Origin of the sequence: Hymenobacter setariae (assembly GCF_007713685.1) — a bacterium.
GTDB classification, from domain to species: domain Bacteria; phylum Bacteroidota; class Bacteroidia; order Cytophagales; family Hymenobacteraceae; genus Hymenobacter; species Hymenobacter setariae.
The window spans coordinates 787,961-813,510 of record NZ_VMRJ01000004.1 but is presented as its reverse complement, the minus strand read 5'-3'; the positions used below and the strand labels follow the sequence as shown (position 1 = coordinate 813,510).

Annotated in this window: 17 protein-coding genes; 12 read left to right on the top strand and 5 right to left on the bottom strand. The window is 60.7% G+C overall.

Annotated features, from left to right (window positions below):
• Window positions 1-105 precede the first annotated feature (105 nt).
• The 8 genes from FNT36_RS18230 to FNT36_RS18195 all read left to right on the top strand — a co-directional run bounded on the left by FNT36_RS18230 (window position 106) and on the right by FNT36_RS18195 (window position 12,773).
• A complete protein-coding gene (locus FNT36_RS18230) occupies window positions 106-1,500 on the top strand; it encodes a hypothetical protein (protein ID WP_144850588.1) in 1,395 nt (464 codons plus the stop codon).
• Window positions 1,501-1,641: 141 nt separating this feature from the next.
• On the top strand, window positions 1,642-2,772 hold the full coding sequence (locus FNT36_RS18225; protein ID WP_144850586.1) for a phytase: 1,131 nt from the start codon (window positions 1,642-1,644) through the stop codon (window positions 2,770-2,772).
• Between the two features lie 290 nt (window positions 2,773-3,062).
• A complete protein-coding gene (locus FNT36_RS18220) occupies window positions 3,063-4,385 on the top strand; it encodes an MFS transporter (RefSeq protein WP_144850584.1) in 1,323 nt (440 codons plus the stop codon).
• Between the two features lie 273 nt (window positions 4,386-4,658).
• Window positions 4,659-5,240, top strand: coding sequence for an HD domain-containing protein (locus FNT36_RS18215; protein ID WP_144850582.1), 582 nt, complete (start codon window positions 4,659-4,661; stop codon window positions 5,238-5,240).
• Window positions 5,241-5,293: 53 nt separating this feature from the next.
• The gene (locus FNT36_RS18210; protein WP_144850580.1) at window positions 5,294-8,584 is read left to right on the top strand and encodes a SusC/RagA family TonB-linked outer membrane protein; all 3,291 of its coding nucleotides are present in this window, start codon (window positions 5,294-5,296) and stop codon (window positions 8,582-8,584) included.
• 19 nt (window positions 8,585-8,603) lie between these two features.
• On the top strand, window positions 8,604-10,184 hold the full coding sequence (locus FNT36_RS18205; protein ID WP_144850578.1) for a SusD/RagB family nutrient-binding outer membrane lipoprotein: 1,581 nt from the start codon (window positions 8,604-8,606) through the stop codon (window positions 10,182-10,184).
• An 84-nt stretch (window positions 10,185-10,268) separates the two neighbouring features.
• Entirely contained in the window at window positions 10,269-11,372 is a 1,104-nt protein-coding gene (locus tag FNT36_RS18200; RefSeq protein ID WP_144850576.1) for an alkaline phosphatase family protein, read from the top strand.
• 141 nt (window positions 11,373-11,513) lie between these two features.
• Window positions 11,514-12,773, top strand: a complete 1,260-nt coding sequence (locus FNT36_RS18195) for an alkaline phosphatase family protein (protein ID WP_144850574.1) — start codon at window positions 11,514-11,516, stop codon at window positions 12,771-12,773.
• Between the two features lie 94 nt (window positions 12,774-12,867).
• On the opposite strand, the gene FNT36_RS18190 is transcribed toward FNT36_RS18195, so the two are convergent.
• Window positions 12,868-13,617, bottom strand: coding sequence for an HAD family hydrolase (locus tag FNT36_RS18190; protein WP_144850572.1), 750 nt, complete (start codon window positions 13,615-13,617; stop codon window positions 12,868-12,870).
• A 111-nt stretch (window positions 13,618-13,728) separates the two neighbouring features.
• On the opposite strand from FNT36_RS18190, the gene FNT36_RS18185 reads away from it, so the two are divergent.
• Entirely contained in the window at window positions 13,729-14,304 is a 576-nt protein-coding gene (locus FNT36_RS18185; protein WP_144850570.1) for a helix-turn-helix domain-containing protein, read from the top strand.
• A gap of 122 nt (window positions 14,305-14,426) precedes the next feature.
• Window positions 14,427-15,584, top strand: a complete 1,158-nt coding sequence (locus FNT36_RS18180; protein WP_144850569.1) for a TIGR03364 family FAD-dependent oxidoreductase — start codon at window positions 14,427-14,429, stop codon at window positions 15,582-15,584.
• 102 nt (window positions 15,585-15,686) lie between these two features.
• Here the strand turns inward: FNT36_RS18180 and FNT36_RS18175 are convergent, their stop codons facing one another.
• The 4 genes from FNT36_RS18175 to FNT36_RS18160 all read right to left on the bottom strand — a co-directional run bounded on the left by FNT36_RS18175 (window position 15,687) and on the right by FNT36_RS18160 (window position 24,135).
• The gene (locus tag FNT36_RS18175) at window positions 15,687-16,745 is read right to left on the bottom strand and encodes a type IV toxin-antitoxin system AbiEi family antitoxin (RefSeq protein WP_144850567.1); all 1,059 of its coding nucleotides are present in this window, start codon (window positions 16,743-16,745) and stop codon (window positions 15,687-15,689) included.
• Between the two features lie 94 nt (window positions 16,746-16,839).
• Window positions 16,840-18,366: a T9SS C-terminal target domain-containing protein gene (locus tag FNT36_RS18170; protein WP_144850565.1), complete on the bottom strand. Its 1,527-nt coding sequence runs from the start codon at window positions 18,364-18,366 to the stop codon at window positions 16,840-16,842.
• 90 nt (window positions 18,367-18,456) lie between these two features.
• A complete protein-coding gene (locus FNT36_RS18165; RefSeq protein WP_144850563.1) occupies window positions 18,457-21,285 on the bottom strand; it encodes a TonB-dependent receptor in 2,829 nt (942 codons plus the stop codon).
• 165 nt (window positions 21,286-21,450) lie between these two features.
• Entirely contained in the window at window positions 21,451-24,135 is a 2,685-nt protein-coding gene (locus FNT36_RS18160; RefSeq protein ID WP_144850561.1) for an alpha-L-rhamnosidase, read from the bottom strand.
• A gap of 209 nt (window positions 24,136-24,344) precedes the next feature.
• Between FNT36_RS18160 and FNT36_RS18155 the strand changes: the two genes are divergently transcribed.
• Together FNT36_RS18155 and FNT36_RS18150 are read left to right on the top strand one after the other, a co-directional pair.
• Window positions 24,345-24,560: a hypothetical protein gene (locus FNT36_RS18155; protein ID WP_144850559.1), complete on the top strand. Its 216-nt coding sequence runs from the start codon at window positions 24,345-24,347 to the stop codon at window positions 24,558-24,560.
• A 47-nt stretch (window positions 24,561-24,607) separates the two neighbouring features.
• Window positions 24,608-25,447 carry a DNA/RNA non-specific endonuclease gene (locus FNT36_RS18150; RefSeq protein ID WP_144850557.1) on the top strand — a complete coding sequence of 280 codons (840 nt, stop codon included), beginning with the start codon at window positions 24,608-24,610 and terminating at the stop codon, window positions 25,445-25,447.
• Window positions 25,448-25,550 lie beyond the last annotated feature (103 nt).

Sequence of the window (25,550 nt, the reverse complement as noted above, 5' to 3'; positions counted from 1 at the left end):
GCAGAGACCCCACCCCCGACCCCTCCCCTCCGGGAGAGGGGAGGGGTCGGGGGTGGGGTAGCACGGCCCGCAAGTTGCTAGCTCATTGACTAATACATAAATATTATGCGCCTTACGCTACTATCCACAGCCGCCACGCTCCTGCTGGGCAGCGTGCTGCTTTCGTCCTGCGAAGAGCTTATCGACATTGCCGCGCCTGTGCAAACGGTGGGGCAGGCCTTCAGCGGCGACACGCTGCGCAGCCCGCTCAAGGGCACCATTGCGGGGCGCACGGCCCCGTATTACATGGTTTCCGACGTCACGATTAACGACGGTGATACGCTGCTGCTACAGCCGGGCGTAAAGATTTTGGTGATTGGTAAGCCTAAGTCGGCCAGCACGTTTGGGCAGGCTACCAATAACCCTGGCTTCATTGTGAATGGCTCGCTGCTGAGCCTCGGCACCAAAGCTCAGCCAGTGGTGATGACTGTTGCCGATGACCTGAAGGGAGACCCAACGCAGGTGCAAAGCGCGGCCACCGACCCAGCCTTTAAGGGCTACTGGGGCGGCATCAATGCCGATGGGGCGTCGCTGCTGGTGCTGCGCTACACTGACCTAGGGTACGTGGGCGGCCCCTATGGCGCCAACGCGCCCACCGGCTACGCCGCCGGCGACCCTAAAATTGGGGTGTCGATGTTGGCTAAGAAGTCTAACGCTATCTGCGTGCTGGAAGACAGCTACTTCCACGGCAGCGTAGATGATTTTGTGCGATTGCAAAGCTGCAAGTTCAGCATCATGCGCAACCGCTTCGAGAAGGCCGGCAAGACCGGCGGCGAGGCCGTTAACCTCAAGGCCGGCTGCGTGGGCGATGTGGCCTACAACACCTTCGTGGGGGCGGCCACCAATGGCACCAAAGTAGCCTCAGTGGCCGCCGCGGCCGTGCAAACCAACGTGGCCACCTACAATAACACCTACCTCAACTGCGGCTACCGCCAAACCAAGTCAGGTCGCGGCGGCTCCATCAACTATGAGGTGCAAGCAGCTGGCAAAGTGTATAACAACTTGATTGTGAACTGCCGCTTTGGCCTGCGCCTGCGCTCCGACTCACCGCCCGACGTGGCCAACATGCAGTACGACCACCAGTACTACTACGGCAGCACTAGCTACCAAGTAGCGGAGTTCGGCGCCGCCACTGCCGGCTCGACCACTGCTAACCAGCCTAACGACACTCGCGGCGCGGCCGGGGCCAATGACCCCAAGTTCGTGATTGCCGACCTAGGGACCACTGCGGGCACCACCGCCGCCCCTACTACTGCCATGCAGTGGACTAATTTTTTAACCCCCACCAGCAACCTGCGCCTGCAAGGCAGCTCGCCAGCCATCGGCAAAGGCACCGTCGCCTTCACGCCGCTCAATGCCGTGGGCAACTTCAGCGTCCGCGGCCTGTTTACGCCTACTAGCACCGCGCCGGGCGCCGATGCGGGAGCGTACCAGTCGGGCAACGTAGGCAATCAACAGTAACGTAACAAATGCTAGCTGTCAGGCAGCGCACAGCAAAGCCTCACGCTCGCATCACTGTTAAGGCCTAGGTTTACTGCGTCCCACGCGAGAGGCTTTGCTATGCGCTGCCTGACCGATATTAATGCTATTTCTTTGCTAAGAATGCCTCTTTCTATTCTGCGCATCCCGGCAGCAACCCTGCTCCTGAGCGCTGCTGCGCTGCTACCCACCGGCTGCCAACACGTTGTCCAAGCCACTAGCAGCACCCCGACCGTCGGCCTTGCTGACGATGGCACCAACACCGGCCCCGGCGTGGTGCGCCCCGTGGTGGTGACCCAGCCCGTGCGCTACGACACCGACGACCCCGCCATTTGGGTGAATGCTCAGGACCCCGCCAAGAGCCTGATTATCGGCACCGATAAAGATTCGGACGGTGGGTTATATGTCTTTGATTTACAAGGCAAGGAGGTGCCCGGTAAGTCGGTGCACGGCCTTAAGCGCCCCAACAATGTAGACCTAGCCTACGGTCTGAAACTCGGCGGCCAGCCCACCGATTTTGCCCTCGTGACGGAACGCGAAACCGGTAAGTTGCGCGCCTTCCGCCTGCCCGATATGCAGCCTCTCGACCACGGCAACCTCGACGTATTCGTGGGCGCGCCAGATGAGCAGCGGATGCCGATGGGCGTGGCCATCTACACCCGGCCCACCGACGGCGCCATGTTCGCAGTAGTAGGCCGCAAAACCGGACCTAGGGAAGGCTACCTAGCCCAGTATCGCCTGGCCGACGATGGCCAGGGCCAACTCACCATGACGCAGGTGCGCACCTTTGGCGCCTGGAGCGGCAAAAAGGAAATTGAGTCGATAGCCGTTGATAACGAGTTGGGTTTCATTTACTACTCCGACGAAGGGGTAGGGGTGCGCAAGTACTACGCCGACCCCACCAAAGGCGACGCCGAGCTGGCGCTATTTGCCAAAACCGGCTTCACCGAAGACCACGAAGGCATTTCTATCTACAAAACCGGCCCTAGGGAGGGCTACATTCTGGTGTCGGACCAAGGCGCTAGTCAGTTTCGCTTTTTTCCGCGCCAAGGCACCGCTACCGACCCCAACGCGCACCCTGAGCTACGTGCCGTGAGAGTAGCCGCGCACTTTAGCGACGGCTCCGACGTGACCAACGTGCCGCTAAACGCCCAGTTTCCGCACGGCCTGTTTGTGGCGATGTCCGACAACAAAACCTTCCACTACTACCGCTGGGAGGACATGTTGGGTAAGGACGTGAAAGCCGTCGAGTAGCCCCGGCTCATAGCCGCACTCTTTTAAACGTATCATGCTGAGCCCCGCGAAGCATCTCTACCAGACCGATAGAGATGCTTCGCGGGGCTCAGCATGACACATAGTAGGTACAGAAGCATCACTTTTCTCAGTAGTCGTGAGCTATTAAGAATGGTTAGAATAACCAGTAAGACGGTTTACTTATAGTGAACAAATATCCACAATTTGTTAACGTAGATACAACCTATCCGAAACCGATTGCGCTGAGCTGAAGCCCAATTTTGCCTACCGAAAGTACCAACTTGGTGGCCATGCTTAAGCTCTTGCCTTCTACGCCTTTGCATCGCTGGCAGCTCCGCACGGCCGTGAGCTTATTTGTGGGGTACAGCGCGTACTACCTGTGTCGGTCTAACCTAGCGGTGGCCGCGCCGCTGCTCATCCGCGAGTTTGGCAGCCGGGGACTCAATAAGGAAGTACTGGGGCAAATTGCCTCGCTGGGCGTGCTGTGCTACGCCGCGGGCAAGGTGGTGAATGGCGTGCTGGGTGACCTGCTGGGCGGCAAACGCATCTTTCTGCTCGGCATGGTGGGCGCAGTGGTGGCTACGGTAGCATTTGGGCTAGGGCAGGGGGTAGCAGTGTTTTTTGGGGCGTGGGCCATGAACCGCCTCGTGCAGGCGATGGGCTGGGCGGGGCTAGTCAACATCACGGCCAACTGGTTTTCGTACCGCTCCTATGGCAAGATAATGGGGGTGCTCAGCCTCAGCTACCTAGTGGGTGACATTGCCGCCAAGCTCATCTTGGGGCAGCTACTAACGCTCGGAGTAAGCTGGCGGGGGCTGTTCGGGGCGGCGGCGGGCATCTTGGCGCTGGTGGCGCTGGCCAACTGGTGGTCTCTCGCCTCAACACCCGCCAGCGTGGGGCTGCCCGCCCCGCCCACCAACCCCGATAGTCTGTTTGATACCGACACAACGGCCGGACAGCCAACCTCCCTAGGGGCCTTACCGCGACCGTATTTCAGTAGCCCAGCGTTTTTGCTGATGCTCATGTTATCGTTTGGCCTCACGGCGCTGCGCGAGGCATTTAGCTTTTGGGTGCCTACGTATCTGGTTGAGGCCGCGCACCTTTCCGAAAGTGCTGCTTCGCAGTATAGCGCGCTGTACTCGGCTTTTGGCATGGTTTCCATCCTAGGCGCGGGCTATGTTTCTGATACTTGGCTGCGGGGGCAGCGCGGGCCGCTACTACTCGGGGCTTGCCTAGGGTTAGTGCCTGTGCTAGTGCTTATGGCCCAGCCGGCTAGCAGCCTTGTGCTGCCATTGGTGCTCACCTCGCTCGCGGGGCTGCTGCTCCTAGGTCCCTACTCCTTCTTGGCCGGCGCCATGGCCCTCGATGCTGGTGGGCGGCGCGGGGCAGCCACGGCGGCGGGCCTCATCGATGCGGTGGGCTACGTGGGCAGCACCGGTGCCCTGTGGCTAACTGGCCGAATGGCCGAGCGCCAAGGCTGGGGCGTGGCTTTTCTGGCGCTGGCCGTATTGGCTGCCAGCACTGCCCTGGCCGCCTGGGTTTTTTATCGCACGCAAGAACAGCGACCAAGCCAAGCGTCGCCCCTAGGGGCGACCCCGGCTGTTGACCTATAGGAAAAATTAGACCATAATTAGGTAACGTTTCCGTGATAATAGACTAAGGATAGCACCTGAACTTTGCTAATAAATAATAGCACCTTGGCCAACTGCTAAGTTGATTATTGGCTTGAATCATAATGGCCTTAGTTAGCAGCTTGTGTAAGCCGGCTATCACTTTCTAGATAACACGACACGCTCACGCCTGGCCGCTGAGGCACGCTTTGGCAACTCGCTTAGTACTGCCCGGCTTCGGCATGCGGCTAGGGCATCTTCTCTCATTTTGCGGTAATGGCTGACCAAGTGGCAGTAACTCCTCAGCAGGCAGTAAACCAAGTATTTGGCTTGTATGAAACCCGGGGCGGCGATGACTACATCGGCGAGCCCGTGTCGCAGCTCGAGCACATGTGGCAGGCCGCCGCACTGGCCGAGGCCGCCGGGGCCGACGAAGAGGTGGTGCTCGCCGCCTTCTTCCACGACCTAGGGCACCTGTGCGCCCCCGATGTAGCCGCCGACTCGATGGCCGGCTTCGGAGCCGTGAACCACGAGCGCCTGGGGGCCGACTACCTGCGGGCGCGGGGCTTTTCGGAGCGTGTGGCCCGTTTGGTCGAAAGCCACGTGCTAGCCAAGCGCTACCTCACCTACAAGTACCCCAGCTACTTACGCCAGTTGTCGGAGGCCAGCCTAGCTACGCTCGCCTTCCAGGGCGGCGTGATGAGTGCGGCCGAAGCCGCTGCCTTTGAGCAGGACCCCGATGCCGACCTCATGCTGCAACTGCGGCGCTGGGACGAGCAAGCCAAGGAAACCGACCAGCCCGTGGGCCGGCTCGACCACCTAAAGGTATTGGCCCTGCGCCACTTGCAGCGCGCTTAGCCGGGCGTCTGCCGGCCCCCACTAGTACATATTCTCTCCTTTTTTCTCCTTCTATGCGCAATCGTTACAAGCAGTTCTCTCTACTGGGGCTGGGGTTGGTATTTGGCCTGGCGCCCCACCTAGGGTTTGCCCAAAGCCCCATTGGTGGCACCATCACCGACGACCACAAGCAGCCGCTGCCCGGTGTGAGCGTCGTTATTAAGGGCACGAACAAGGGCACGACGACCGACTCAGACGGGCGCTTTGTGCTAGCTACCCAGCCCGGCGACGTGCTCGTTATCAGCTCGCTGGGCGCCGTATCGCAAGAAGTAACGGTGGGCTCTCAAACGAGCCTAGCCGTGACCCTGGCCACCGACAACAAGCAGCTCGATGAGGTAGTAGTGACCGCCCTAGGCGTGAAAAAAGAGACCCGCAAAATCGGCTACGCGGTGCAGGAAGTGGGCGGCGAGGATTTGATAAAAGCCCGCGACCCCAACCCCATCAACGGCCTGGCGGGCAAAGTGGCCGGCTTGTCGGTGGGCGTGACGCCCGAGCTGCTGCGCGCCCCCAACGTGCTGCTGCGCGGCAACAACGTGTCGCTGTACGTGGTCGATGGCTTCCCCATCGATACCGATACCTGGAACATCAGCCCCGACGACATTGAGACTTACACCGTGCTGAAAGGCCCGGCCGCCGCCGCGCTCTACGGCAACCGGGCGCAGTACGGGGCCATTCTCATCACCACCAAGAAGGGCAACCGCAACAAGAAGGGCTTCACGGTGGAGCTGAACAGCAGCAACGTCATTCAGTCGGGCTTTCTCACGTTTCCGCGCTTGCAGGACTCGTACGGGGCGGGCGAAAACACGCAGTACCAGTTCGTGGATGGCAAGGGTGGCGCGCCGGGCGGCGTGGATGGCGACTACGACGTGTGGGGGCCATACTTCGCGGGCCAGCTTATTCCGCAGTACGATTCGCCCATCGTGAACGGGGTGCGCCAGGGCACGCCCTACGTGGCGCGGGGCGCCAACAACCTCAGGAATTTTCTGCGCACGGGCTTCCAAACCAACAACAACATCGCGCTGAGCGCCAACGGCGACAACTACACCACGCGCTTTTCGGTGTCGCAGCAAAAGCAGAATAGCTACATCCCGAACAACGGCCTCAACATCGTCAATTTCAACCTATACGGCTCGTTCAATCCGAGCCCTAGGTTTAAAATCGAGGCCAACCTGAACTTCAACCGGCAGTTTACCGACAACATCCCCGACGTGGACTACGGCCCCAACAGCCTGCTCTACGGCGTCGCCATCTGGACCGGGGCCGACTGGGACGTGAACGCGCCCGACATTCGGGGCATCTGGCAGCCGGGTAAGGTGGGCACGCAGTCGGTGTTTGCCGAGTACCAGCGCTACCACAACCCCTGGCTGATGACGGAAAAATGGACCCGCGGCCACTACAAAAACGACACCTACGGCTACCTCACCGGCAACTTCAAAATCGACGAGCACCTGAGTGCCACCCTGCGCACCCAAATCAGCACCTACAACCTGCTGCGCACCGAGAAAATGCCGTTTTCGGCTCACCCCTACGGCCGCGAGGGCAACCTAGGCGACTACCGCGAAGACCGCCGCAACCTGTTCGATAACAACGCCGAGGGCTTCCTGAACTTCAACTACGATCTAGGGGCGCAGAAATTCTTGAACCTGAGCGGCCTGGTGGGCGGCAACGTCCGCAATTTCACCTACAACTCCAACTGGACCTCGACCGACTACCTCACCGTGCCCGAGGTGTACTCGTTCAGCAACTCGCTGAACCCGGTGCAGAGCACGAGCTTCAACTCGCAGATGCGGGTGCTGAGCGCCTACTACTCGCTCGACTTGAGCCTGGGGCGCTACGCCACGGTGTCCACCACGGGCCGCGTCGATAAGTCGTCGGCCTTCCAGACGCCCACCACCTACTACTACCCCAGCGTGTCGGTGGCCTCGGTGCTGTCCGACTACCTAGGGCTGCCCAAGGCCATTTCCTTCCTGAAAGTGCGTGGCTCGTTTGCCAACATCCGCACCGATGCCACGTCGGCCACCATCGGGCCGGCTCCGTTCAACTCGATTACGGCGTTGGGTGGCAGCACGGGTAACTCACTCTTCACCAATCCGCTGGGCTACGGCAATACGTACAACTCGCCCTACAACGGGCCGGACTACTCACTGCAATCATTTTACACGACCAGCAAGCCCTACAACAACCAAACGGCGGGCTACGGCACCAATAATCTGTTTGCGCCGGGCATCACCACCTCAACCCGCGTCAACTACGAGGAAGGCCTCGACATCAAGTTTCTGCAAAACCGCCTGGGCTTGAGCGCCACGGCCTTCCAGTACATCGACGGTCCGCGCATCCTGCCCAATCCTATTTCGTCGGGTTCGGGCTACACCACGGAGTACATCAACGCTCTGAAAACCAAGAAGCGCGGCTACGAGCTGAGCCTCACCGGCACGCCGGTGCAGAGCCCCAGCGGCTTTAGCTGGGACGTGCTCGTGAACTACGCCACCTTCAAGGAAACCTACCTAGAACTGCCCGCCGGCCAGGAAACCTACCAGACCTACTACCGCCAGGGCGACCGCGTGGATGGCTTCTACGGTACCAATTTTGTGCGGACGCCCGACGGGCAGATTATCAACGACGCGGGCGGCAAGCCCCTCACGCCTGGTAACCGCGCCTTGCAGCGTCTGGGCAACCTCAACAGCGACTTCACCTGGAGCATTTACAACAACTTCAAGTACAAGTCATTCGGCTTCAACTTCCAGTTTGACGGCGCGGTGGGCGGCGTGACCACCGACTACATCTTCAACAAAACCATGCGCGGCGGGCGCAACGCCCTCACCGCCGAAGGCGCCCTGGGCGACGCCCGCTACCAAGACTGGCTCAACTACGGCAAAAGCGGCTACACCGGCACCTACGTGGGCGAAGGCGTGCAGATAGCCAACGGCGCGGCCATCAACTACGACTCGCAGACGGGCGCCATTCTTAACCCCGAGGGCTTGCAGTTCACTCCCAACACGACCAAAGCCTTCGTGCAGGACTACGTGAGCCGCTACTACAACGTGCAGGAATCCAACCTGATGAGCAAGACATTTGGCAAGCTCCGCCAGGTGGTTATCACCTACGACCTACCCAAGAGCCTGCTGGCTAACACCTTCATCAGCAAAGTATCGGTGTCGCTGATTGGGCGCAACCTGCTGTACTTCTATGGCGACAAGCGCTTCAAGGACGTGGACCTCGACCAGTACAATGGCTACACGTCGGTGACGGGCTTGCAGTCGCCCACCGTGCGCAGCTACGGCCTCAACCTGAACGCTACTTTCTAATCGCAACCGCTTCGCTACGATGAAATCCTTTCTGAAAACCGGCGCGCTGCTGGGCTTGCTGTCGCTCACGGCCACGAGCTGCAATAAGACGCTCGATGAGTTGACCATCAACGAGAACAAGCCCAACGCGGTGCCGGCCTCGGTGCTGCTCACTGGTGTGCTCAACGATGCCTATGAGGCCCCCAACGGCAGCTACGAAACCTGGAACCAGTACTACCTCAACAACTACGACTACTACGGCAACAACCGCTACGACTTTGGCGGCGGCACAGAATACTACACCACCCTCAAAAATGTGGGCCTGATGGAGCAGCAGGCGCTGGCCGCCGGCTCGCCGGCCGTGAACCCGTACGCGGCGCTCGGCAACTTCTTCCGGGCCTACCTCTTCAGCCGCATGAGCCTGGAAATGGGCGACATTCCGCAGAGCCAGGCGCTGCTGGGCCTCGAAGGCCTGACTCCCACGTATGATTCGCAAAAGGCGGTGTTCGTGCAAGCGTTTAAGTGGCTGGAAAGCGCCAACACCGACCTAGGGGCGCTCATTGCGGGAGGTACTACTACGGTGACCGGCGACATCTATTTCGGCGGCGACCTCAAGCAGTGGCAAAAGGTGGTGAATACGCTGCGCGTGCGCCTGCTACTGAATTTGAGCAAGAAAAACGGCGATGCTGACCTCAACATTGCCGGGCAGTTTGCCAGCATCGTGGGCAATCCCACCAAGTACCCGCTCATGACGAGCAGCGCCGACAACATGCAGTATGTATATGTGGAGGCCACCAACAACTTCTACCCCAACAACAACCGCAACTTCGGCCAGGACGGCTCGCGCAAAAACATGTCGGCCACCTACGTGGGCTTGCTCACGCAGCTGCAAGACCCCCGCGTGTACGCCACCTGCGAGCCCGCCCGCTACCTGGTTGATACCCAAGGCCAGAGCCCGACCAGCTTCGCCTCCTTCGTGGGCGCCGATGCCGGCCTCGACCTAGGCGTGATGTACAACAACGCTGGCCAGCAGAAGTACTCGCTGCTGAACCGCTACCGCTACTTCCGCACCCTCACCGGCGAGCCCACCATCCAGATTGGCTACCCCGAGCTGTGCCTCAACATCGCGGAGGGCATCAACCGCGGCTGGGCCACCGGCAACGCTGAAACCTGGTACACCGCTGGTATTCAAGCCTCGATGGCCTCCTATAGCCTGCCCGCCAGCAGCACTTACACGGCCTACTTCTACCGCCCCGGCTCGACCGACGTGAAGGTGGTAGCCAACTACGATACGTACAGCATCCCCGTCAGCTTTGCCAGCTACTACGCCCAGCCCAGCGTGAAATATGCCACTGGTAGCACTGGCTTGACGCAGATTTTGCAGCAGAAGTACTTGGCCTTGTTCCGCCACTCGGGCCTGGAGGCGTACTATAATTACCGCCGCACCGGCGTGCCTACCTTCACCACCGGCCCCGGCACCGGCAATGGCGGCCGCATTGCGCAGCGCTTCCAGTACCCGACCTCAGAGCGCACGGCCAATACTACTAATTACCAAGCCGCACTGCAAAGCCAATACGGCGGCAACGACGATATTAACGGCGTGATGTACGTGCTGAAGTAAAGCATGGTAACAACCTAGGTACAGCTAGCTCCTGCCTCCTCTACGCGAGTGGGGTAAGAGCTAAGTACTAGTAATATCTTAGAAATGAAGCTACTTCCTAGTTTGTTAACGGCCGGCCTCGCCACACTTGCCCTGACTGCCCCGGCCCAAACGCCTAAGCTGCGCACCGAAAACGTAGTGCTCATCACCCTCGACGGCATGCGTTGGCAAGAGGTATTTGGCGGGGCCGATACGGCGCTGTTTCGCCAGAGCAAGCACTACTTCACTGACCGCAAGGCGCTGCACAAAGACTTCGGCCAGGCCTCGCCCGAGCAGCGCCGGCAGGCGCTGATGCCCTTCTTGTGGGGCACCGTGGCCAAGCAAGGCCAGCTCTACGGCAACCGCCCCGCCGGCAGCTCGGTGAACGTGACCAACACCATGCGCTTCTCGTACCCCGGCTACAACGAAATCCTGACCGGCGCCGCCGATGACGCCCGCATCCACAGCAATGACCCGCTCGACAACCCTAACCGGTCGGTGCTCGAAGTGCTAAACCAGCAGCCTGCCTACAAGGGTAAGGTCGCCGTTTTTGGCTCGTGGGAGGCCTTCCCCTACATCCTCAACGAAAAGCGCAGTGGCCTGCCCGTCAATGCTGGCCAGCGTCAGGCTACTGGCTCCGGTCTCACGCCCGGCGAACTACTGCTCAATCAGTTGGAGGTAGCCTCTCCCAGCCCGTTTGGCGAGGAGCGGCTTGATGCGTTTACCTACGGCTACGCCTTCGAGTACCTCAAAAAGAAGAAGCCTAGGGTGCTTTACATCGGCTTTGGCGACACCGACGACTGGGCCCACGGCGGCGAGTACGGCGCCTACCTGCACGCTGCACAGTACACCGATGGCTTCATCCGCCAGCTCTGGGAGTACTTGCAGAGCGACCCGCAATACCGCGGCAAAACGACCCTGCTCCTTACCACTGACCACGGCCGCGGCCAGGCCGGCACCCAGTGGGAAACCCACGGCAAAGAAGTAGTCGGTGCCGACCAAATCTGGATGGCCGCCCTAGGCCCCGATACGCCCGCCCTAGGTATGGCCACCACCGGCCAGCTCTACCAAAACCAAGTCGCCGCCACCCTAGCCGCCCTGCTGGGCCAAGCCTACGCGCCCACGCCCGCCACCGGCAAGCCGGTAGGGGCGGTGCTGGGCAAGAAATGAGATTGATGAACTACAATAAATAGCGCATCAATTTCAACGCTTGTCATTGCGAGCGTAGCGAAGCAATCACATCACGACGAGCCGTTTAGGTGCGATTGCTTCGCTATGCTCGCAATGACAAGCGTTTTTATAGATAGTCTTATGAAAAGTACTCTTTTTTTAATCCTCAGTCTGCTATCCTTCGCCGCGCACGCTCAGCCGCGTGCCCGCAAGGTGGTGTTCATTATCGCCGACGGTATTCCGGCCGATGTGCTGGAAAAGGCGCCCGCGCCGAACATCAAGAAAGTCATTGCTACCGGTACCTACCTGCCGGCCCACGTAGGCGGCGACCTAGACACTTATACGCAGACGCCCACCATCTCGGCGCCCGGCTATATGGACCTCATCACGGGTACCTGGGGCTACAAACACAACGTGTGGGACAACGCCGTGAAGGCGCCCAACTACCAGTACAAGAATATCTTTCGCCTGCTGAAAGAAGCCCGGCCGGCCGCCAAAATCGGCATCTTCTCGACCTGGCTCGACAACCGCACCAAGCTGGTGGGCGAGGGCCTGCCCACGGCCGGCAACCTGAAATTTGACTATCACGCCGATGGGTACGAGCTTGATACCGTAGCTTTTCCGCACGACAAAGGCAGCCTCTACACCCACAACATCGACGAGAAAGTGGTGGCCGAAGCCGCCCAGTGCCTCCGCCAAAATGCCCCCGACCTCTCGTGGGTGTATCTTGAGTACACCGACGACATGGGCCACCGCTACGGCGACAGCGAGCAGCAGCGCCGCGCCGTGGGCTACGTCGATGAGCAAGTGGGCAAGCTGTGGGCGGCCATCCAAGAGCGCATTCAGCACCACCGCGAAGACTGGCTACTCGTCCTCACCACCGACCACGGCCGCGACGCCGCCACCGGCCGCAACCACGGCGGTCAGTCGGCCCGCGAACGCGCTACCTGGCTGGTGCTAAGCGACAAAAAGACGAATGCCCATGCCCAGCACCCGCCCGTCAGCATCACCGATGTGCTGCCCACCATCGCCCGATTTATGCAATTGCCCTTGCCCCAAGCCACGCAGCGCGAGCTCGATGGCGTGCCGCTCCTGGGTCCGGTGTCGCTGGCCGCGCCGCAGCTAGCGGCAGCGTCCGACAGCTTGCGGCTGCGCTGGACGGCCTTAGGCGGCAAAGGGGAGAAGGTTAAAATCTGGGCCACCCCCACCAATAAGTTTAAGACCGGGGGCGTGGATGAATACGTGCTGCTGGGCACCGTGCCGCTGGCCCGGCAGCGGGCGGCCTTCAGCCGGGCTGCCTACCCGGCCGCCTTCTATAAAATTGTGCTCGAAGGTGAGCGCAATACCGTTAATACGTGGCTTATGCCCGCTGGGCCACCTAGGGCCAGCGGCGCCGAATAGAAGTTGCGCGGACTTTGTAGTCCGCGTCCGTTGACGAGCAGCCAATAAGACGTAGACTACAAAGCTCCCTGCTACGTGTCCTGCCAAACGCGGACTACAAAGTCCGCGCAACAGGCATTTCTGCCCTTTGCAGCACCTTTTGTAACTCAGTCAGCGAGGCCAGTAGCCCATCGTTAGGGTAGGGAGCCAACTGCTCGCGGGTGTGGGTGCCGTTGACCAGGCCCAGGCTGCGAGCGCAGCCGGCGCGGCGGCCCGATTCTATGTCTGAGGGCGTGTCGCCCACGTTCCAGACCTGGCGCGGGTTAGTGATGCCAAACACCTGCATGGCTTTCTGAATCATAAGGGGCGCGGGTCGGCCCTCGGCTACTTCATCGCTGCTGATAGACAAGTCGATAACGGCGTGGCGGTTGCCGCGGCGCTGGGCGTCTAGGTTTACATCCCACCCTAGGCGGTGCAGAATGATGTCCGTCACCTCGCGGTAGAAGCCGGTGGTGAGGGCAATGCGGATGCCTTGACTTTTGAGGTAAGCGAACAGCTCTAGGCAGCCCTCGGTAGGCAGCACCGGCTGAGTGCGATAGTGCGCCTCCAGCACTTCCCGAAACACCTGGTACGAGTGGTCAACGTGGCTCGTAAGCTCGGCTGAGGCTACCGCTGCACCTAGCTGCTCGCGCCAGAGCTGCTCAAACACAGCTCGCTTGGCCTGCCCTTGCACGGCTAGAATGCGGGCGGCCGAGGCGCGCAGGCCCGTAGCGGCGGCGGCCTGGGCAAAGCAGGCTTCTACTTCATGCGCATCGCGCACGGTGGTGCCGGCCATGTCAAAAACTAGGAGTTGTAGCGAGTCCATTTATTCAGAGCTAATGTTTACTAATATGCAACAAATGTATAGGCTGCCGCTGCCTGTCTTTATTGCCAAGGGCTCACCTTTAGGTTACGTTTTTGTGCCGAACTTGCCCGCATGAAGTACGACAAGCTGAGTTTAATCGGCCTCCGCATCCTGGAACTGCGCAAGGCCAAAAAGATGAGCTTGCGCGAACTGGCCAAGCGCAGTGGCCTATCGGCGGGGCTACTCTCTAAAATCGAGAACTTTCGCACCGTGCCCTCACTGGGTGTGCTGGTCGAAATTGCCAACTCGCTGGAGGTCGATGTAGCGGTGCTGGTCAAGAACATCAACGGTGACCCAGCCGCACCTTACTTGCTCGTGCGCGCCGGCGAAGGGCGGCCTGAACAGCGCGAAGACTCTAAGGGATTGCTCTATAATTACTTGCTTTCGCAGGATGTTGCTGGCTATACATTGCGCGTCAACGAGGTGCACATCAGTCCGCAAACCTACCGCAAGCCGCTTTCGACCAATGCGCTCGAACTCATCCACGTGCTGGAAGGCACAGTGCAGTACGGCTTCAAAGACGCGGAAGTGAACCTAGGGCCGGGCGACACGCTGTACTTCGATGGCTTGGCGGCCCACTCGGTGCGCAACGACACCGAGCAGCCCGCTCGCCTATTTAAAGTGTACTTGCTGCGGCCTACTGAGTAAGGCAGCGCTTAAAAGCTAACCTAGGGCTCGGCAGAAATAACGCAGGCATAACGCCTGCCTGTGTTTCATCGGAGGCAACGAGTAGTAGGTTTGTACTGCGGCACCTTACCAGCCGAACTACCATGCACAACTCGTATGATGTACTAGTAGTGGGCGCGGGCGCCCTAGGTGCCTTCCACGCCTACTTTGCCTTGCAGCGCGGCCTAAAGGTGCTGCTGCTCGAAAAAGACGCCCGCCCGATGGAGGCCACCGTGCGCAACTTTGGCCAGATTATCACTTCAGGGATGGCCGAGGGCGAGTGGTTTGACTACGCCCGCGTGAGCCTCGACACTTACCAGAAAATCCAGGCCGAATACGATATTTCCATTCGCCAGAACGGTTCGCTCTACCTCGCTTCAACGCCGCTCGAAATGCAGGTGCTGGAGGAAAAGCATGCCCGCTACCAGGCCCTAGGGTACCCCTCGCGGGTGCTTACGGCAGCGCAGTGCCGCGAGAGGCTGCCCGCTGTGCAAGCGAGCTACTGCGTGGGCGGCCTGCTATTTGAGCAGGAAGTGACTGCCGAGCCCGACCAGATGATTCACCGCCTGCTGGCCTACTTGGTAGCGCGCTACGGGCTCGACTACCGCCCCGCCACGCCGGTGCGCGAAGTCACGGCCAGCGACGCGAGTGCCACTGTCATTGACGTGCGTGGCCAGCGCTACACCGCAGCCCAGGTACTGGTGTGCAACGGCCGCGACTGCAAGGCGCTATTCCCCGATGTATTCGCCCAGAGCGACTTGCAGCTAGTGAAGCTCCAGATGCTGGCTACCTACCCGCTGCTGCAAGTGGCGCTGCCCGGCTCAGTGCTCACGGGGCTCAGCCTGCGGCGCTACGCGGCGTTTAAGGCGTGCCCGTCGTTTGGAGAGCTGCTGGCCGAGGACATGAACGCCGACCTGCGCGCGTGGGGCATTCACATCTTGTTTAAGCAGGCTGTGAATGGCTCCATCATCATCGGTGACACCCACGAGTACGCCGACCTAGCGCAGGCCGACGACCTAGATTTTAACAACGCCGACTACCTCAACCAGCTCATGCTCACGGAGGCCCGCCGCATTGTGCACCTGCCCGACTGGCGCATGCAGCGCGCCTGGAACGGCTACTACACCCAAAGCAAGTCGGCCGAGGTATTCCAACACTCGCCCGACTCGCGCATTCACATCATCACGGGTATCGGCGGTAAGGGCATGACGAGTGCCTGCGGCTTTGCTCAGCACAGCGTGGCTCAGCTAGGGTTAGGGTAGAGGCCACTTACCCAACTGCCCGTTCGTTGAGGGGGTATTCTTAGAAACCAGAACGCGGCCTTGCTTACTCAAGCAAGGCCGCGTTCTGGTTTGTGGTGTGTTTCAAGCCAGTAGCTCGACTAGGTATCGGGCGTGCAGCTCGGGCGCAAGTGCTTCAGCAGCCGGGGTTGGGGTGGCCAGCAAGTCGGCATATACGAGCAGCGGCGGCACGCAGCGCGGGTCGGTGGGCGCGAAGCAGGTAGCTGGCGCAAAGGCATTAAGGAGTTCGATGGCACCCTTGGGGCTGGGCACTAAGTCGAGCTGCCGCACTAGCTGCGGGCGGGGCAGCTGGCTATAGAGCGTGAGGCTAGTAGGCGGCGTAGGGCAGCCTAGCAGCAGGTGTGCCGCGGCCTCGCCACCCCAGAGGCACTCGGCAGGTAGGGTCCGCTGCGCCCAGTCGGCCAGTGCGGTGGGGCAGCGTGGGCGGTAGCGCTGCGCATTGAGGCGGCGGCGCAGGGTGCCAGCGTAGTGCGTGAGCCAATAACTGGCCGGCGCGGGCAGCAGCAGCGGGCTCACGCCTAGGGGCGCCTCATCGTGCCAAAAGCCCTGCGCGGCCAGGCTGCGCAGCACCTGCCGCACCACCTCTACCGGCAGCTGCGTGTGCGCCGCCAGCCGCGGCACCGAATAAGCCGCTAGGTCGGGCGCGAGCACCAACTGAAACAGCAGCCGCAGCAGCTGCACGTGCCACGCCGGGCTCGACACCACCAACTCGGCGGGTGCCGGGGGCGTGCGGCGGTGCGTGCGGGCCAATAGCTCGGGGTGCTGAAACCAGGCATTGCCCGTCGCGTCGGCGTAGCGGGTGCCCTGCGCCCGCAGCTGGGCACCTAGGGCGCGCGGCACGTGGTCGTACACCAGCAGCGGGGGGTAGTCGGTAGCCGCCGGGTGGGGTGGGGGCGCCCCCGCCACCGAGGGCGTGGCCAGCAGGCGCATCATCGAGCCTATCTGCCACACCTGGGCTTCGGGCTGGCTGGCGGCCCACGCCCGCACGGGCAGCGCCAAGCGGCGCTGCAAGCACTGGCGCACGCGTTCCAGCAAGCCGCTGGTAGAGGAAAAAGCTAACGTAGCCAACTGATTAACGGAGGCAGTGTCCGCGCCCGAAGCCGAAGCTGGCGAGGCTGCCAAATTCTCTTTAGAAACAGAAAAGCCAGGGCCGCACGGCAGCCCTGGCTTTGGTACAGCGTGGTGCTATGCCAGCACCCTAGGCGAAAGAAAGAAGCTAGTAATCGGTGTTCTGCGGGTCGAAGTTGGTCCAGCCGGCCAGCCAGTTGGTGCTGCCATCGAAGGCGCCAATGTAGGCTGCTTTCGTGAAGAAGCTATCCGAGACCTTGGCGTCGGTGAAGTCGGGGGCGATAACGGGCGCAGTGGCCGGCGGCACTACTATGATAGGCGAGCCGGTGCGAGGCTGGAAGCTCGGAGCCGTGAGGTTAAAGGGGTTAAGTAGCTGCACGTTATCAGAGGTAGTGTAGCGGCGGTTGCCGCTGGCCTTCAGCCAGGTGAGCGGGCCGATAGCTGCGCCCCAGGATGAAGAGTCGCTGGCCATTACGTTATTGGTCGTGAGGCTACCGCCGCCGCCAGACTGCCCGGCAATAGAGATGATGCTGCGCTGGCCGGCCACTGAGTTAGAGCCGGTGAGCGAACCGGCAAAAATATTGTTCTTCACCTTAGCCGTGCCGGCGGCTATGTTGGTCGCCGTGGGGTTGCCATCAATTAGCAGATTGGTGGGGTAGCCCATGATTACTGAGTTAAACAGGCTCAGAGCCGAATTGCGGCGAATGTGCACACCAGCCGTGTACTGCGGACTGTAGTTGGGGGCGCTCGGGTTTAGCACGGGGCCCACCAGCGTCATATTCGAGAATACGGGTGCGGTTTGGGGCTGATTGGTGGACGCCTTGTCGTCGTTATCCGACTCAAAGGCCTTCGAGCCTGACTGGTCAGCCTGCAAAGGGTCGCGCAACGATACGCCATATTGTACTTTGCCTACGAAGCCGAGGTCAGTATCAAAATCATCGTCGAAGCAGCGCAATGACACTAAATATTTGGCGTTCACGGTACCCCCGAACCACTCAAATGAGTCATCGCCCGAGTATGACACCTGCACGTGGTCGATGGTAGTGCCGCTGCCCACACCGCCTAGGGTCAGGCCATTTACCTCATTATTAGGTGTGAAGGCCACGCCGGCAAACTCGATGCGTACATACTGAAAAACCCCTGAGTTATCGGTCGCGTTGGTGCCACCGTAGGTAGTCTTAACGCCGCCTTCCGCTAGCTGCCGGCCAGTAGTTGTATTAACCGGCGCATTGCCGGTGATTATGACACCGCCCCAGTCGCCGTAGTTGCGCGAGCCCTTAGGCTGGCTGGAGGTGAAAACGATGGGCTTGGCCGCTGTACCCATAGCCATAATCTTGGCGCCGGGCTCTATAATGAGTGCACCTTTAGTATCCTTGTCACCTAAGATGATAGTGCCAGGCTCAATGGTAAGCGTGGCACCGGAGGTCACATAAACAAAGCCTTTAAGCAGGTACTTATTGTTGGCCGTCCAAGTCGTGTTGGTTGTGATGCCCGCAGTAGGGTCGCTGGTGCCCTGTACCGTCACGGTCGGCAAGGTAGAGCCAGTGGGGTTAGTAGGGTTCGTGCTGGTGCCGTTGCCCTGAAGGTTGGGCGCCGGCGTGATGTCCTTCGTTTCGCAAGCGGCCAAGCCGAGCAGCGTGGCAAGCAGGGCAACGGAAAGGGTGTTCTTTTTCATGAGAAAAAGCTGAAATGAATTTGAGTTTTAACTGCTAGACTAATAGGGCAGAAGGCTGAGGGCGAGGCGGCTCATCTCCGGCAGAGGCACCTAGGGCACTGGCGTGGCTGGGCGCGGCTGCAGGCTAAAGCGCAGACCTAGGGTGTAGTAAGTGCCGCGGCGGTAGCTCGCCAGCGAGGGGTCGGCGGCGGTGTACTTGCCATCGCGGGCGTAGTCCTGCACCAGGTTCACGCGCTGGTTCAGCAGGTCTTGCACGCCAGCATTGAAGGAGAGGCTCGGCGTAATGGTCTTGGTCAGCGACAAGTCGATGGTGTGGCGCGGTAGCTCCACTACGTCGGGGTACTGGTCGGAGCCCGCAAACAGGATGCGCGGCCCAAACACGTTGTAGAGCGCCGTCACCTGCCACGAGTTGTCGGGGGTGTTGAAGTAGAGGCCGCCGTTGTACACGTAGGGCGACTGGCCTTGCAGGGCGCGCTTGCTGTTCCAGGACACAAAGCCATCGCCTAGGGTCACCTGGCTCTTGATGAGCGAGACGTTGCCCACTACCGAGAGGTTTTTCAAGGCGTCGTTTACGAAGGCCAGGTTCTTTTTCACGTCCAGCTCTACACCGTAGGCGTAGGCGCTCGACGCGTTGGCGAAAGTGTAGGCCAGGTTCGTGGTGAGTACCACCGTGTTCTCGATGGGATTCGAGAAGTTTTTGTAAAACGCCCCGATGTGCACCAGCTCGCCGGGCGTGGGATACCACTCGTAGCGCAGGTCGAAGTTGTCGATGCTGGCCACCTTGAGCGGGGTAGTGGGGTTGAGGTACAGCGAGCCGTAGTTCAGCGCGTTGAAGTCAAAGTCGTAATAGAAGAACGGTGCCGCTTCGCGGAACTCGGGCCGGTTGAGGCTGCGGCCGTAGGAGGCGCGCACTAGGTTGGTGGCGTTGAGATTATAGCTCAGGTTGGCCGAGGGCAGCACGAAGTTGGTGGGCGTGCGCTGGGTCACCGGCTGGCCATTGAGGCCGGTTTCGATAAACTGCACGTTGCGCTCGTAGCGGGCGCCAGTCACCAGCTTCAGCTTGTCGGTAAACGGAATGTTGAGCGACAAGTAGAAAGCTTCCAGCTCATTGTGCGCCCCGTAGCGATAGGTTGAGTTCAAATCCTCATCGACCCGGAAGCCATCGGAGCCGATGTTTTGCGGCGAGAAGATGTTGCCCACGTTCTCGTTTTTCAGCCCTTGCATACCGCCCGAGTTGAGCGAGTAGCCAAAGGCGCGGGCCCGGAAGGCGCGACGGCGGTACTCTAGGTAGGTGCCAGCCCCGATTTCAACCTTGCGGTCGGCCACGTCCACGGTGCGCTTTAGGTTGGCGTTCAGCGTGAAGGTGTGCTCGCTCAGCTTCTGGTACAGGCGGCCGGCGTTGTTGACATCGACCTGGCCGGCGGCGGGCGTCAGCGCGGTCTGGATTTCGGGGGAGTTATCGGTGCCGGGCGTAATCTGGTACGACAGGCGGCGCAAATCGGGCTCGTTGCGCGCCGAGTAGCCGTAGCCGCCCACCCAGTCGAAGCTGGTTTTCTCGTCGGCCGCCTTGTGTGTGCCGGCTACTTGGCTGGTGTAGGTGGTGCGGCCTTGGTAGCCTTGCAGGTAGCTGCGGCGGTTGAGGACGTTGTTATCGTCGGCGCCGTCGCGGGTAACCTGCTGGTTGCGCGCTTGCTGGCTATACAGGTTGCGCCACTCGAGGCGGCCGCCGTGGGGCAGCACCAAGCTAAAGTTCTGAATGGCACCTAGGCGAATGTTCTGCGTCGATTGGTCGTCGCGGAACTGGTCGGTGCGCTGGCCCGAGGCGTCAGACTGGTTGCGGTTGATGCCGAAGCGCGTGTAGGAATTAGTGTAGTTCACCGACGATACGCTGCCGATTTCGAGTTCACCCAGCTTTATCTGCGTCAGATACGCCGCGTTGAAGCGCATATCCGGCATGGCCTTGGTTTTGAAAATGCCGAAGTTGTTGTCGAGTTGCTTGGCGTAGAAATCGCGCTCGTACTGCTGGTAGGCGGTGCTCAGGGGCGGCATGCCATTGGGCAGGTCGCGTTTGGTGGCCCCAAAGCCGAAAGCATCGCCCGTCTGGGGCCGGTCGGTAAAGAAGTCGCGGCCCGTGGTGCCCTGGCGGTAGCCCGACGAGTAGTTGACCGTGAACTGCTTTTCGTTGAAAATCGGCTTGCGCAGGTACACTTTTACCAGGCCGCCGGCAAAGTCGCCGGGCAGCTCGGGCGAGGGGTCTTTAAACACCAGTACCCGGTCGATGAGCGAGCTAGGCACGATGTCGAACGAGAACGACTTGCGGTCGGTCTCTGAGCTAGGCGCCGTCACGTCATTGAGCCACACCGTGTTGTAGCGGTCGCTCAGGCCCCGCACCTGGATGAAGCGGTTATCAACCACCGTAACGCCCGGAATGCGGCGCACCACCTCGGCCGCGTCGCGGTCCTGGGTTTTCACAATCTGCTCCGACGAAATGCCGCTGACCACCACATTGGCCTGCCGAATTTCATTGATTACCGACACCTCCGTGTTGGTGCGGCGTACACCGCTCACGCTTACTTCGCCGAGCTGGGTATTGTCGGGGTCGAGCTTGCCGTCGAGCACCGTCGTTTTGCCAGCGGTCACCACTACTTTCGGCACGGTCAGCGGCTTGTACGATACCGACGAGATGATGACCGTGTAGGTGCCGGCCGGTACGTTGGTCAGCAGGTAGTGGCCTTTTTCGTCGGTCGGCGCCGCGAAAGTGGTGTTTTCCAGTCGCACTGTGCCGCCGATGACGCCTTCTTGGTTTTTGGCATCTTTGTAGGTGCCCTCGATGCGGCCCGTGCTCTGCGCCAGCACAATGCCAGCGGGAGTCACGCAAAGGAGCAGCACGAAAAATGCTTTTGTAGCAGTGTTTTGCATAACGGCTACAAAATTCCCGGGCCCCTATTACCCTAATGTGACGGCTACATTACAAAATGAATTTAACATGAACTAAGCTGTCGGCAGGCTGTACACGGCGCCGATAAAAGCAGATAGTTTACTTTTGTATAAGTAAGATAAGCAATAGGTTAACTTAAGGATGCGCTACCTGACCTCCAACTGATATGTGCCAGCCACCAGGTCATATTGCCGTAGCGGTCCCGTAATAGGCCGCGGCCGTATGGCCGATGAAGTAGCTGCGAGCGGCCGGCCGGCTTCGTACACCAGTTGCCCAGCTGCCACAGGCACCGTGAGCGTCGCGGTAGCATTGGGCGGCACTGTAATAGAGTAGGAGGTACCCGCGCCATTCTTTTTCCAGGCCGACTTGATGAGGCCGTAGGGCCCTAGGTGGCGCGCCTCGAAGTGGTCGAGCCCAGCCACGGCGTGCGGCGTGAGCAGCACGTTTTTGAACCCCGGCTGCTGCGGGTCGGGCTTGATGCCCCCTAGGCCCTTGTAGAGCCAGGCACCGACTTCGCCGAACATGATGTGGTTCATCGAGATGTCGCTTTTGGCGTCGATGGGCCAGTTTTCATAGAGCGTGGTGGCGCCGTTGGCTATCCACCAGCCCCAGGAAGGATAGGTTTCTTGGGCGGCCAGGCGGTAGGCCACATCGGCTTGGCCATTCTCGCTGAGGGCCCCTAGGATGGCCTTAGTGCCGAGCAGGCCCACGTCGAGGTGGTAGTTGTCAGCGGCCACTCGGCGGGCCAGGTTGGCCGCTACTTTCTCGCGGAGCTCATCGGGCACCACACCCCAGTAGAGCGGCACGCTCAGCTCGGTTTGCACGCCGCTGCCGTAGAGGTTGGTTTGCCGGTTGAGGTACTTGACATTGATGGCGTTGCGGATTTTCTGAGCTAGCGCGGCGTAGCGGGCAGCATCGGCGGGGTGCCCCAGCAGTTTGGCCGCCCGGGCCAGGATGGAGGCATCGGTGAAGTAGTACACCGAAGACGTCAACTCGACCGGCGACTTCGACTTGACTGGCACCCAGTCGCCTAGGCCCCAATCGGTGAGCCCGGTGGGGCTGCGCGCCTCGATGTGGTCTACGTAGCGCTTGAGGTTGCCGTAGCAATCGGCCAGCGGCTTGGTGTCGCCATAAAACAGGTAGAGGTTCCAGGGAATGATAGCGATGGTGCTGGTCCAGTCGGGGCCGTTGCCCCACTCGTAGCCCCAGCCATCGCTCGGGATAATGGAGGGCAGTACGCCGTTGGGCTGCTGCTCATCGCGGTGGTCGGCCAGCCATTTCTCATAAACCGTGATGCCATCGAAGTTGTAGAGGCCGGTTTCGCTGGCAATGTGGGCGTCGCCGGTCCAGCCATTTTTCTCGCGCTGGGGGCAGTCGGTGGGGTAGCCAAACAGGTTGGACAAGTACGAGTTATTGGTCGCCCACCAGATTTTGTTGAGCGTCGGATTGGCGGAGGTGACCTGCCCAACCGGCGCCACGTCGCTGTGCATAAAGTAGCCGGTGAGGCTGCCGGTGCTCAGGGCCAGGGGCCGGCTGCTCGTCACCTCTACATACTGAAAGCCCTTGTAGTTGAAGGACGGCATGAAGGTCTCATCACCCTTACCGCCTAGGGTAAAAATGTCGGTCTGAAACGGGTCGCTCTTATCAGTAGGCCGGTAGTGCACGTCGATGTTCGACTGGTCGACGTGGCCATCGGGGTAGCGCCGCTCGCCATGTTTGAGGTGCAGCACCGTGCCAGCAGCGCCCTGCGCCCGCAGCTGGCTAACACCCGAGATGTTGCGCCCTAGGTCAAAGACATAAGTAGTATCATTGAGCTTGGCCACGGCCTTGGCTGGTATCGCCTCCACGTTGCGGATGGGCTGCATGGCCTGGGCCACGATGCGGGCCGAGGGTGCAGCGCGCGGGATGACAGCCTGCCACTTGCTGTCGTCGAAGTCGGCCGTGTTCCAGCCCGGTTGCTCGCGGCGGGCATCATAATGCTCGGCGGTGTAGATGCTGTTAAATACCAGTGGGCTCAGGGCCGTTTTCCAGTTCAGGCCCGACGTTATAGTGGTTATTTTATTGTTAGCGTCCGTTAGGCGCAGGTCGAGGCAGAAGGTGGGCCGGTTGCGCCAGGGCGCCTCGTGGAAATACCACACGGCCGTCGACTGGTGGTTGTACCAGCCATTGCCAAGCAGCACGCCCACTGCGTTTTTGCCGGGGCGCAGGTAAGGCGTCACGTCGTGGGTCACGTACAGGGTGCGCCGGTCGAAGCGCGTGTACATGGGGTCGAGGCGGTGGTTGCCCACCTTTCGGCCATTGATATACAGCTCGTACAGGCCGCCCACGGTAATGTAGGCTCGCGCCGACTTGAGGCTCCTAGGTGCTTCAAACGTGGTGCGGAAGTAGGGGGCGGGCTTCGAGGCCACGTCGCGCGAGTCGCTAATCCAGGTGCCCTGCCAGTTGGCCTGGCTCATCAGGCCGGTTTCGAAGCTGGAAACTTGGCTCGTGGCGCCCTTGGCGCTGGCACTAGACCAGGTCTGCACCCGCCAGTAGTACTTCGTGAACGGCCGCAGGGCCGGCCCCCCGTAGGCCACCAGCTGCCGGGCCGAGGGTACGCGGCCCGATGTCCAGGCCGCGGTCGCACCCCGCGCTACGGCCACTGAATCGGAGGATACGGTGAGTTGATAGGCTGCTTGTACGGCCCCACGCCGGTCGTCGTGCAGGCGCCAGGTCAGGCGGGGGCGGGGCGCATCCAGGCCTAGCGGGTTTGTTAAGTACTCGCATTGCAGGTCGACGGGAGTGCCGGGCGTTTGGGCCCACGCAGCCCAGGGTGCAAGCAGCAAGCCCATGCCAAGCAGGCCAACCCGGCCAAGCAAACTTACCCAACCGACCAAAAGAGCACGGAAAAAAACCATGGCGCAACGGAAAAAGCCAACTACTAAACCAGACCGCCAAGATAACGGTCTAGCTGTTGGCTGCCTACTGGGCTGCCGCCTTACGTAGTAGTTATCCACCTATTTAGGCTTGCTAGAGCCGCTGTTCTTGCGTATATTCATACATGGAACTCCTCCTCAAAACTCTCGCTCACCATTGGGGACTGAGCCAGGCGCAGTACTGGCACTTGCACCTGCTTAGCTCCGTTTCAGTGGGGCCGCTGCTGGGCATCTTGTACCTAGTGTTTTTCGACAAGCGCGCGCGTCGCCGGGCGCAGGCCGCCCGCCTCAAAGCCTCGATGTGGGTCGGCGCCGATGGGCGGCTGCTCATTTACCGATAGGCTGCTACCCGTGGCGAGCCCATCTTTGCGGGCTCATTTGCTCCTGCATGAATCATCTATTATCTCGCTTTAGCGCTTGGGTTGCCCTAGGGCTGCTGGTTGCCGCTTGTGCTAAAGACGATGTGGCCCCGGCCGCCGACCACCTGGCCCTCGGCAACCCCAGCGGCGCGGTGGCCAGCACCACATCGCCCACCAACTACTTGCTCACCAAGCCGCAATACGTGCTCTCCTACAACCGCGACCAGGGCAAGCCCAACTGGGTGTCGTGGCACCTAGACGGAGACGACTTAGGGAGTGCCGCGCGGCAAGACGACTTTCGGGCCGATGAAAGCCTGCCCGCCGACTGGTACCGGGTGAAAACCAGTGACTACTCGGGCTACGGCTTCGACCGAGGCCACAATTGCCCTAGCGCCGACCGCACCGCTTCGGAAGACGACAATTCGGCTACCTTTTTGATGACGAACATGATGCCCCAGGCCCCGCAAAACAACCAGCGGACCTGGGCTGATTTAGAAGACTACTGCCGCACGCTGGTGCGGGCCGGCAATGAGCTCTACATCATTTGCGGCTCGTATGGCCGGGGCGGCACGGGCAGCGATGGCTACTACACCACCATCGCCAGCGGCCGGGTCACGGTTCCCGCCCGGTGCTGGAAAGTAGTGGTAGTGCTACCAACTGGCAGCAATGACCTAGGGCGCATCACGAGCAGCACCCGCGTCATTGCCGTTAACACGCCCAATAACATCAACGTCAACGCCGCCTGGGGCGGCTATCGCACCAGCGTCGATGCCATCGAAAAAGCCACTGGCCTCGATTTGCTTTCCGCCTTGCCGCTAGGCGTGCAAGATGCGCTAGAAGCCAGCATTGATAAAGGCCCCACCAATTAGCCCCCAGCGGGCTACGAAAGTGACAGTCGCAAACCGTAGCCCTAGGTCACAAAAAAGCCGCTCCCGTATTGGAAGCGGCTTTTTTGTGACCTAGGAGCGGCTA

Excerpts from the sequence above, each read along its gene's own strand:
- FNT36_RS18155 (WP_144850559.1), top strand. The coding sequence starts at position 24,345 with ATGGAACTCCTCCTCAAAACTCTCGCTCACCATTGGGGACTGAGCCAG.
- FNT36_RS18205 (WP_144850578.1), top strand. The coding sequence starts at position 8,604 with ATGAAATCCTTTCTGAAAACCGGCGCGCTGCTGGGCTTGCTGTCGCTC.
- FNT36_RS18200 (WP_144850576.1), top strand. The coding sequence starts at position 10,269 with ATGAAGCTACTTCCTAGTTTGTTAACGGCCGGCCTCGCCACACTTGCC.
- FNT36_RS18170 (WP_144850565.1), bottom strand. The coding sequence starts at position 18,366 with ATGAAAAAGAACACCCTTTCCGTTGCCCTGCTTGCCACGCTGCTCGGC.
- FNT36_RS18230 (WP_144850588.1), top strand. The coding sequence starts at position 106 with ATGCGCCTTACGCTACTATCCACAGCCGCCACGCTCCTGCTGGGCAGC.
- FNT36_RS18210 (WP_144850580.1), top strand. The coding sequence starts at position 5,294 with ATGCGCAATCGTTACAAGCAGTTCTCTCTACTGGGGCTGGGGTTGGTA.
- FNT36_RS18220 (WP_144850584.1), top strand. The coding sequence starts at position 3,063 with ATGCTTAAGCTCTTGCCTTCTACGCCTTTGCATCGCTGGCAGCTCCGC.
- FNT36_RS18180 (WP_144850569.1), top strand. The coding sequence starts at position 14,427 with ATGCACAACTCGTATGATGTACTAGTAGTGGGCGCGGGCGCCCTAGGT.
- FNT36_RS18165 (WP_144850563.1), bottom strand. The coding sequence starts at position 21,285 with ATGCAAAACACTGCTACAAAAGCATTTTTCGTGCTGCTCCTTTGCGTG.
- FNT36_RS18215 (WP_144850582.1), top strand. The coding sequence starts at position 4,659 with ATGGCTGACCAAGTGGCAGTAACTCCTCAGCAGGCAGTAAACCAAGTA.
- FNT36_RS18150 (WP_144850557.1), top strand. The coding sequence starts at position 24,608 with ATGAATCATCTATTATCTCGCTTTAGCGCTTGGGTTGCCCTAGGGCTG.
- FNT36_RS18185 (WP_144850570.1), top strand. The coding sequence starts at position 13,729 with ATGAAGTACGACAAGCTGAGTTTAATCGGCCTCCGCATCCTGGAACTG.
- FNT36_RS18160 (WP_144850561.1), bottom strand. The coding sequence starts at position 24,135 with ATGGGCTTGCTGCTTGCACCCTGGGCTGCGTGGGCCCAAACGCCCGGC.
- FNT36_RS18190 (WP_144850572.1), bottom strand. The coding sequence starts at position 13,617 with ATGGACTCGCTACAACTCCTAGTTTTTGACATGGCCGGCACCACCGTG.
- FNT36_RS18195 (WP_144850574.1), top strand. The coding sequence starts at position 11,514 with ATGAAAAGTACTCTTTTTTTAATCCTCAGTCTGCTATCCTTCGCCGCG.
- FNT36_RS18225 (WP_144850586.1), top strand. The coding sequence starts at position 1,642 with ATGCCTCTTTCTATTCTGCGCATCCCGGCAGCAACCCTGCTCCTGAGC.